This is a genomic window from Cupriavidus sp. UYPR2.512, from assembly GCF_000379565.1.
In the GTDB taxonomy this organism is placed as follows: Bacteria; Pseudomonadota; Gammaproteobacteria; order Burkholderiales; family Burkholderiaceae; genus Cupriavidus.
In genome coordinates, this window is sequence record NZ_KB903166.1 from 26,927 (window position 1) to 35,316 (window position 8,390).

Genomic DNA, 8,390 nt, shown 5'->3' on the forward strand with positions numbered 1-8,390 from the left:
CGGTCAGGCGTGCAGGGCCAGGGGCAGCGGCTGTTCGCCGGGCGCCCACCACGGCCGGAACAGCGCCTGCACGGAAGCGCCGTCCACGGCATCATAGCTGGCGATGCGCCAGTGCGGCGCGTTGTCCTTGTCGACGATCAGCGCGCGCACGCCTTCAATGAAATCGCCTTGCGCGAAGGTGTTGACCACCACCGCCAGCTCCATGCGGAAGCAGTCGGCCAGGTCCATGCGGCGGCCGCGCAGCAGCAGTTCGCGCGTGGCGCAGGCCGACAGGGGCGAGCGGGTGCGCAGCACGTCGATGGTGCGCGTGGCCCACGCGGTATAGGCCGGATCGTCCTGGCAGGCCAGCCCGGCCAGGATTTCTGGCAGCGTGGCGTGCGCAGGAAAATGCTGCAGCAGCGCGGGCAGCACCTGCAGCAGCGGCGCATCGGCGGCGCTGGCCACGTGCTCGCGCACCAGCGCATGGCGCAGGTCTGCCAGCGTGTCATTGCCCCAGGCGATGCCGGCGAGTGTCTGCTCCAGCCCGGCCAGCGTGGCGCTGTCCACCGCCGCATCGGCCAGTCCGCACAGCAGCGCATCGGCCGCGCCGATGGTGACGCCGGTCAGGCCGAGGTACAGGGCCAGCTGCACCGGCAGCTTCGACAGGAAATGGCTGGCACCCACGTCCGGCACCAGGCCGATGCCGGTTTCGGGCATGGCCACGCGCGAGCGTTCGGTGACGAGGCGCAGGTGCGCGGCCTGCGCCAGGCCCATGCCGCCGCCCATGACGATGCCATCCATCAGCGCCACCAGCGGCTTGGGATAGCGGTGCAGGCGGTAGTCCAGCGTGTATTCGTCGATGAAGAAGCGCCGGTGCAGTGGGGTGCCATCGCGGTAGCTGTCGGTCAGCGCGCGGATGTCGCCGCCGGCGCAGAAGGCCTTGGGGCCCGCACCGCGCAGCACTACCGCGCGGATGGCATCGTCCAGCGCCCACGCTTCCATCTGCGCGCCCAGCGCGATGATCATCGGGTACGACAGGGCGTTGAGCTGGCGCGGCCGGTTCAGCATGGCAATGCCGACACCGTTGACGACCTGGAACAGCACCTCCGGCTCGGCGGCATCCAGGTTGGCGGCCTTGGTTTCTTCAGTCAGGCGCATGGCGGGCTCCTAGGCGTTGCGCCATTGCGGCGTTCGTTTCTCGAGGAACGCGTTGACGCCTTCGCGCTGGTCGGCATCGTCGAACAGGTCGACAAAGCGCTCGCGTTCCAGCGCCAGCGCGGCCTGGCGTGGCACGCCCTGTCGCGCCAGGTGCACCAGCCGCTTGCTGTGGGCGGCGGCGCGCGGGCTGACGTTGGAGGCGCGCCCGGCCATGGCGAGCGCGGTGGCCAGGGCCCGGCCGCGCGGGACGACCTCCTCCACCAGGCCGATGCGCAATGCGGTGGCGGCATCGACGCGCTCGTTGGTCAGGATCATGCGCTTGGCCCAGCCTTCGCCCACCAGCCACGGCAGCGTCTGCGTACCGCAGCCGCACGGTAGCAGGCCGACAGCGGCTTCGGGCAGGGCCATCTGCGCCTGTTCCTCGGCGATGCGGATATCGCAGGCCAGCGCGCATTCCAGCCCGCCGCCCATGGCATAGCCGTTGATCGCGGCGATTACCACAGGCCGCGCATTCTGCAGGGCCTCGAAGGCGCTGCCGAACTTCTGCGCCATCACGCGGGCATGAGCGCGGTCGCCTGCGGCAAAGCCGTTCAGGTCGGCGCCGGCGCTGAAGAACTTCTCGCCGGCGCCGGTGACCACCACGGCGCGCACTTCGGGGTTGGCGTCGATCTTTGCCACTAGCTCGCGCAGCTGCTGCAGGCCTTCTGCAGTGAAGGCGTTGGCGGGCGGGCGAGCGAGCGTCAGCGTGGCGACGTGGCCTTGCAGGGCGAACTCGATCATTGCTTGCCCTCCTTGTCGGCGGAGGACAGGTACTGGCGGATCACGCCGGAGAAGTCGAGCTGGCCGTCGCCGGCGTGGCTCACGGCCTGGTAGACCTGCTGCGCCAGCGCGCCCAGGAACAGCGGCTGCTTCACGCTGCGCGCGGCGTCGGCGGCCAGGCCCAGGTCCTTGAGCATCAGGTCGGCGCCAAAGCCGCCGGTGTAGCCGCGCCCGGCCGGCGCGGTCTCGATCACGCCGGGCCAGGGGTTGCAGGTGTCGGAGGCCCAGCAGCGGCCGGTGGAGGTGTTGACAATGCCTGCCAGCACGTTGGCATCGATGCCGAGCCTGACGCCCAGCGCCATCGCCTCGGATACGCCGATCATGGAGATGCCCAGGATCAGGTTGTTGCAGATCTTGGCGACCTGGCCGGTGCCGGTGCCGCCGCAGTGGACCAGGTTGCGTCCCATGCCGGCAAGCACCGGGCGCACCTGGGCGAACAGCGCTTCGGTGGCGCCGACCATGAAGGTCAGCGTGCCGGCCTGCGCGCCAACGGTGCCCCCGGAGACCGGCGCGTCGGCCAGCGCATTGCCGTGGGCCTCGGCAGCGGCAGCCAGTTCGCGCACGGTGGCGGGGTCGATGGTGCTGGAGTCGACCAGCGGCACGCCCGGGCGCACGCCGGCCAGCACGCCCTCCGGGCCCAGGTAGGCGCTGCGCACATGGGCGGCGGCGGGCAGCATGGTGATGACAAAGTCCGCTTCGGCAACGGCCCTGCGGGCGGAATCCGCGGTGGCGGCTCCCTCGGCGCACAGCGACGCCACCGCGGCGGCGTTGAGGTCGAATACGGTCAGCGTATGGCCGGCCTTGAGCAGGTTGCGCGCCATGGGCGCGCCCATGTTGCCCAGGCCGATGAAGGCGATATGCATGGGGTCTCCTTCCGTGTCGTTCTTGAATGCCGCCCGATTACTTCAGGCTGATGGTGGTGTTCACCCCATCGTTGACCGTCGCGTCATCAAACCAGCGCGCCGTCACTGTCTTGGTCTGCGTATAGAACTGCACCACCTGCTTGCCATACGGACCCAGGTCGCCCAGCTTGGAGCCACGCGATCCGGTGAAGCTGAAATAGGGCACCGGCACCGGGATGGGGATGTTGATGCCGACCTGGCCCACGTCGATCTCGCTCTGGAACTTGCGCGCCGCGGCGCCGCTTTGCGTGAACACGCCGGTGCCGTTGCCGAACGGGTTGCGGTTGACCAGCGCGATGGCCTCGTCCAGCGTATCGACGCCGATCACCACCAGCACTGGCCCGAAGATCTCTTCGGTGTAGATCGACATGTCGGTCCGGACATCGGTAAAGATGGTCGGACCGATGAAGTTGCCCTGCGGGTAGCCCGGCACCTCCACGCCGCGGCCATCCAGCACCAGCGTCGCGCCCTCGCGCTCGCCGGCGGCGATGAGGCCGAGGATCCGTTCCTTTGCCGCCACCGATACCACGGGGCCGACATCGGTGCCAGCCTCGGCGCCGGCGCCGACTTTCAGGGTCCTGGCGCGTTCGACCAGGTCGGGCACCCAGTCGCGCGCCGCCCCCACCAGCACGACCACCGAGGTGGCCATGCAACGCTGGCCGGCCGCGCCGAAGCCTGCACCGGCCAGCGCGTTCAGCGTCTGTTCCTTGTGCGCATCAGGCAGTACCACCGCATGGTTCTTGGCGCCCATCATTGACTGCACGCGCTTGCCGTGCGCGCCGGCCAGGTTGTAGACGTGGGTGCCGACAGCGGTCGAACCGACGAACGACACCGCCTTGATGTCCGGGTGCGTGCACAGCGCGTCGACCACGTCCTTGGCGCCGTGCACCACGTTCAGCACCCCCGGCGGCACGCCGGCTTCCAGCGCCAGCTTGACCAGCTCCACGGTGGACAGCGGGTCCTGCTCCGAAGGCTTGAGCACGAAGGTATTGCCGCACACGATCGCCATCGGGAACATCCACAGCGGGATCATCGCCGGGAAGTTGAACGGCGTGATACCCGCGCAGACGCCGATCGGCTGCTGCAGCGTGTAGGTGTCGACGGTGGCAGCCACGTTCTCGGCAAAACCGCCTTGCTGCAGGGTGCCGATCGAACAGGCGTGTTCCACCACCTCCAGCCCGCGGAAGATGTCGCCCTCGGCATCGGCCAGGGTCTTGCCCTGCTCGGCGGTCAGGATGGCGGCGATACGCTTGCTGTGCTCGCGGATCAGCGCCTGGAAGCGCAGCATGACGCGCAGCCGCGCACCGATGGGCGTATGGCGCCACGTGGCAAAGGCGCGGTGCGCGGCGCCCACGGCAGCGGCGACCTCGCTTGCGGTGGCCAGCGGCACGCGTGCCAGCACCTCCTGCGTGGCGGGATTGACCACGTTGCGGAATTCGGTGGCGGACGAATCCACCCATTCGCCGTTGATCAGCAGCGGCACGGTCGGCACGGCAATGTCGGTCTTGGGCACGGCACTCATGGTTGTCTCCGGAAGGTCTGGTTCTGTTGGCAAGGGATGGTGGCACTACAGGCTGCGCGCGATCAGCATGCGCTGGATCTCGCTGGTGCCTTCGTAGATCTGGGTGATGCGGGCGTCGCGGTAGTGGCGCTCGACCGGGTAGTCTTCGAGGTAGCCGTAGCCGCCGTGGATCTGCAGCGCCTTGGAGCACACGCGCTCGGCCAGCTCGGACGCATACAGCTTGGCCTGCGAGGCTTCGGACAGGCACGGCACGCCTTCGCTGCGCATGCGCGCGGCACGGTGCACCAGCAGGCGTGCGGCGTTCAGCTCGGTGGCCATGTCGGCCAGCATGTTGGCGATGGGCGGGTGTTCGCGCAGGGCGCGGCCGAACTGTATGCGTTCCGATGCATAGCGACATGCGGCCTCGAAGGCCGAGCGCGCAATGCCGATTGCCTGCGCGGCGATGCCGATGCGCCCGCCTTCCAGGTTGGACAGCGCGATGCGCAGGCCCTCGCCGGGCTCGCCGAGCAGTGCGTCGTGCGGCACGGTGCAGTCTTCCAGCGTGATCGCGCAGGTGTCCGAGGCGCGGATGCCGAGCTTCTTCTCCGGGGCGTGGACGATAAAGCCGGGGGTGTTTGTGGGGACCAGGAAGGCCGAAATGCCCTTCTTGCCGCGCTCGGGCTCGGTCGATGCAAACACCACCGCCACGCCGGCGCGCTGGCCGTTGGTGACGAACTGCTTGCTGCCATTGAGCACCCAGCCGTTGTCGGTGAAGCGCGCGCGCGTGCGCAGGTTGTGCGCTTCGGAGCCCGCCTGCGGCTCGGTCAGGCAGAATGCGCCGATCAGCTCGCCGCTGGCCAGCCGCGCCAGGTAGCGCTCTTTCTGCGCATCGGTACCATAATGCAGGACCGGCCCGCAGCCGACCGAGTTGTGCACGCTCATCATGGTGGCGCAGGCGGCGCAGCCGGCGGCGATTTCTTCGATGGCCAGCGCATAGGCGACGTAGTCGGTATAGGTACCGCCCCATTCTTCGGGCACGATCATGCCCAACAGCCCCAGCGCGCCCATTTCGGCGACGACCTCGTCGGGCAGGCGGCCGTCGCGGTCCCATTGCGCGGCGCCCACGGCCAGCCGTTCGCTGGCAAAGGCGCGCGCGCTGTCGCGGATCATGGTTTGCTCTTCGGTGTAGTCGCTATGCATGGCAGGTAGGGGTGGGCGTTTGGAGCCGCGCTGCAAGTCAGGCAGAATGCGCGTCGGCGTTTGACCTGCGGGCAGTGTAGGAACGCCGGGGGGGGGGCTCCTATGCCAAAATCCGCCAATCTTCGTGAACTCGTTTGCCACCATCGTTTGCCACCATCGTTTGCCACCTTCAGCGCCATGGAAAAAGGCAGTGTCGCCATCTGTTTCGTCCACCACGCCATCTCGGGGCTGCGCGCACGCGGCATCGACCCCGATCCGGTACTGCGCGGCGCCGGCATTGCGCCGGCGCTGCTGGCGGTGCCGCAGGCGCGCGTCTCGGCCGCCAGCTACAGCGAGCTATGGATGGCTGTGGCGGCGGCGCTGGACGATGAATTCTTCGGGCAGGATTCGCGCAGCATGAAGTGCGGCAGCTTTGCCATGCTGTGCCACGCGGTGGCCGGCAGCCGCACCCTGGGGCAGGGGCTGGAGCGCATCACGCGGTACTTCCGGCTGCTGCTGGACGATATCGGCGTGCGTCTGGAGCGCCACGGCGACGAGGCCGCGCTGGTGCTGACCGCGCCCTGCGCGCACCTGGGGCGGCAGCCCGGCGTGTTTGCCAAGGAAACCATGCTGATCATGCTGCATGGCCTGATGAGCTGGCTGCTGCGGCGGCGCGTGCCGGTGCGGCTGGCGGCTTTCGACTACGACGAGCCGCCGTACAGTGCGGAATACCGCGTCATGTATTCGCGCCAGCTGGCGTTCGGGCAGCCGGCCACGGCGCTGGTCTTCGACGCGGCACTGCTGGAGCAGCCGGTGCGCCAGGACGAGCGCAGCCTGAAGGCCTTCCTGCGCGATGCGCCGCACAACGTGGTGGTGAAGTACTCCGACCGCGCCAGCGTGGGCGCGCGCGTGCGCAGGCTGCTGCGCAACCAGCGTCCGGATCAATGGCCCATCTTTGAAGATCTGGCGATCAGCCTGAACCTGTCCGCATCATCGCTGCGGCGCCGGCTGATGGAGGAGGGCGTCAGCTACCAGGATTTGAAGGATGCGCTGCGGCGCGATCTTGCCATCGAGGCGCTCAGCCATTCTGGCCGCCCGGTGGCGGATATCGCGGCCGAGCTCGGCTTTGCCGAGCCGGGCGCGTTCCACCGGGCGTTCCGGCGCTGGACCGGATCGCGCCCGGGGGCCTACCGCCGGGTGGCGGAAGGTTGATGGGGCGCGTCTACAGCTGCGCCGCGTGGTGGCGGATGTGATCGGCGATAAAGCTGGTGATGAAGTAGTAGCCGTGGTCGTAGCCGCTGTGCCGGCGCAGCGTCAGCGGCTGGCCGACGGCCTGGCAGGCAGCCGCGAATGCTTCCGGATGCAGCTGGCTTTGCAAGAACTGGTCGTCCAGTCCCTGGTCGACCAGGATGCCAGCCGGGAAGGGCGCGCCCTGCTGGCGTGCCATCAGTTCGCTTGCGTCATATCCGGCCCACGCGGCGCGGTCGCTGCCCAGGTAGCCGGTAAAAGCCTTCTCACCCCACGGGCAGCGTGACGGCGCGGCGATCGGCGCAAACGCCGACACCGAGCGGAAGCGTTGCGGATGGCGCTGTGCCAGCACCAGCGCGCCGTGCCCACCCATGGAATGCCCGAAGATGCCGACGCGGCCGGCATCGCCCGGCAACGCGGTGGTGACCAGCCCGAACAGCTCCTCGGCCACGTAGCTTTCCATGCGCCAGTACTCCTGCCACGGCGCCTCGGTGGCATCGACATAGAACCCGGCACCCACGCCGAAGTCCCAGGCATCGGCCTCGCCCGGCAGACCCGCGCCGCGCGGGCTGGTATCGGGCGCCACCAGCATCAGGCCGTGCTCGGCGGCAAAGCGCTGCGCACCGGCCTTGATCATGAAGGTTTCCTCGGTGCAGGTCAGGCCGGCCAGGTAGAACAGCACCGGCACCTTGCCGCCTGCCTGCGCCTGCGGCGGCAGGTAGACCGAGAAACGCATCGGCAGCCCGATCGCCGCCGAGTCATGGCGATAGAAGCGCTGCACGCCGCCGTGGCAGCCGTGTTGCGAGATCAGTTCCATGTCAGCGCCGTCCTCAGTACAGCACCACGGAGCGGATCGACTCGCCGCGCTTCATCAGGTCGAAGCCCTCGTTGATCCGCTCCAGCGGCAGCGTATGCGTGATCAGGTCGTCGATGTTGAGCTTGCCTTCCATATACCAGTCGACGATCTTCGGCACGTCGGTGCGGCCGCGCGCGCCGCCGAAGGCCGAGCCCTTCCACTCGCGCCCCGTCACCAGCTGGAACGGTCGCGTCGAGATCTCCGCGCCGGCCTCGGCCACGCCGATGATGATCGACTTGCCCCAGCCCTTGTGGCAGCACTCCAGCGCCTGGCGCATGACCTGCGTATTGCCGATGCATTCGAACGAGTAGTCGGCGCCGCCGTCGGTGAGCTGGATGATGTGGTCGACCACGTTCTCAACTTCCTTCGGGTTGATGAAGTGGGTCATGCCGAACTTGCGCGCCATGGCTTCGCGCGCCGGGTTCAGGTCCACGCCGATGATCTTGTCGGCGCCCACCATCTTCGCGGCCTGGATCACGTTCAGGCCGATGCCGCCNAGGCCGAACACGACCACGTTGGCGCCGGCTTCCACCTTGGCCGTGAACAGCACCGCNCCCACGCCGGTGGTGACGCCGCAGCCGATGTAGCAGACCTTGTCGAACGGCGCATCCGGGCGGATCTTCGCCAGTGCGATCTCCGGCACCACGANGTGGTTGGCAAATGTCGACGTGCCCATGTAGTGGAAGATCGGCTTGCCGTCGATGGAAAAGCGCGAGGTGCCGTCCGGCATCAGGCCCTTGCCCTGCGT

8 protein-coding genes are annotated in these 8,390 nt (G+C 68.5%); 1 reads left to right on the forward strand and 7 read right to left on the reverse strand.

Translation table 11 applies throughout. From position 1 onward, the window contains the following. Positions 1 to 3: 3 nt before the first annotated feature. Genes A3A5_RS0129735 through A3A5_RS0129755 form a run of 5 tightly spaced genes read right to left on the reverse strand, consistent with a single transcriptional unit; the run spans position 4 to position 5,559 of the window. Complete coding sequence (locus tag A3A5_RS0129735) at positions 4 to 1,137, reverse strand: enoyl-CoA hydratase/isomerase family protein (RefSeq protein WP_018314088.1); 1,134 nt, start codon at positions 1,135 to 1,137, stop codon at positions 4 to 6. 9 nt (positions 1,138 to 1,146) lie between these two features. Continuing rightward, positions 1,147 to 1,917, reverse strand: a complete 771-nt coding sequence (locus A3A5_RS0129740; protein WP_018314089.1) for an enoyl-CoA hydratase — start codon at positions 1,915 to 1,917, stop codon at positions 1,147 to 1,149. Further along, positions 1,914 to 2,819, reverse strand: coding sequence for a 3-hydroxyisobutyrate dehydrogenase (mmsB, locus tag A3A5_RS0129745; RefSeq protein WP_018314090.1), 906 nt, complete (start codon positions 2,817 to 2,819; stop codon positions 1,914 to 1,916). Before mmsB ends, A3A5_RS0129740 begins: the two co-directional genes overlap by 4 nt. Before the next feature lie 37 nt (positions 2,820 to 2,856). Continuing rightward, a complete protein-coding gene (locus A3A5_RS0129750) occupies positions 2,857 to 4,380 on the reverse strand; it encodes a CoA-acylating methylmalonate-semialdehyde dehydrogenase (protein WP_018314091.1) in 1,524 nt (507 codons plus the stop codon). Positions 4,381 to 4,425: 45 nt separating this feature from the next. Further along, complete coding sequence (locus tag A3A5_RS0129755) at positions 4,426 to 5,559, reverse strand: acyl-CoA dehydrogenase family protein (protein WP_010814121.1); 1,134 nt, start codon at positions 5,557 to 5,559, stop codon at positions 4,426 to 4,428. Between the two features lie 177 nt (positions 5,560 to 5,736). On the opposite strand from A3A5_RS0129755, the gene A3A5_RS0129760 reads away from it, so the two are divergent. After that, positions 5,737 to 6,750 (forward strand): AraC family transcriptional regulator, encoded by a 1,014-nt coding sequence (locus tag A3A5_RS0129760; protein ID WP_018314092.1) that lies wholly within the window; start codon positions 5,737 to 5,739, stop codon positions 6,748 to 6,750. Positions 6,751 to 6,760: 10 nt separating this feature from the next. Here the strand turns inward: A3A5_RS0129760 and fghA are convergent, their stop codons facing one another. Next, positions 6,761 to 7,603: an S-formylglutathione hydrolase gene (gene fghA / locus A3A5_RS0129765; RefSeq protein ID WP_018314093.1), complete on the reverse strand. Its 843-nt coding sequence runs from the start codon at positions 7,601 to 7,603 to the stop codon at positions 6,761 to 6,763. 13 nt (positions 7,604 to 7,616) lie between these two features. After that, the coding region (locus A3A5_RS0129770) for a zinc-binding dehydrogenase (protein WP_018314094.1) at positions 7,617 to 8,390 on the reverse strand (774 nt) is incomplete at its 5' end.

Excerpts from the sequence above, each read along its gene's own strand:
- A3A5_RS0129740 (WP_018314089.1), bottom strand. The coding sequence starts at position 1,917 with ATGATCGAGTTCGCCCTGCAAGGCCACGTCGCCACGCTGACGCTCGCT.
- mmsB (WP_018314090.1), bottom strand. The coding sequence starts at position 2,819 with ATGCATATCGCCTTCATCGGCCTGGGCAACATGGGCGCGCCCATGGCG.
- A3A5_RS0129760 (WP_018314092.1), top strand. The coding sequence starts at position 5,737 with ATGGAAAAAGGCAGTGTCGCCATCTGTTTCGTCCACCACGCCATCTCG.
- A3A5_RS0129750 (WP_018314091.1), bottom strand. The coding sequence starts at position 4,380 with ATGAGTGCCGTGCCCAAGACCGACATTGCCGTGCCGACCGTGCCGCTG.
- fghA (WP_018314093.1), bottom strand. The coding sequence starts at position 7,603 with ATGGAACTGATCTCGCAACACGGCTGCCACGGCGGCGTGCAGCGCTTC.
- A3A5_RS0129755 (WP_010814121.1), bottom strand. The coding sequence starts at position 5,559 with ATGCATAGCGACTACACCGAAGAGCAAACCATGATCCGCGACAGCGCG.
- A3A5_RS0129735 (WP_018314088.1), bottom strand. The coding sequence starts at position 1,137 with ATGCGCCTGACTGAAGAAACCAAGGCCGCCAACCTGGATGCCGCCGAG.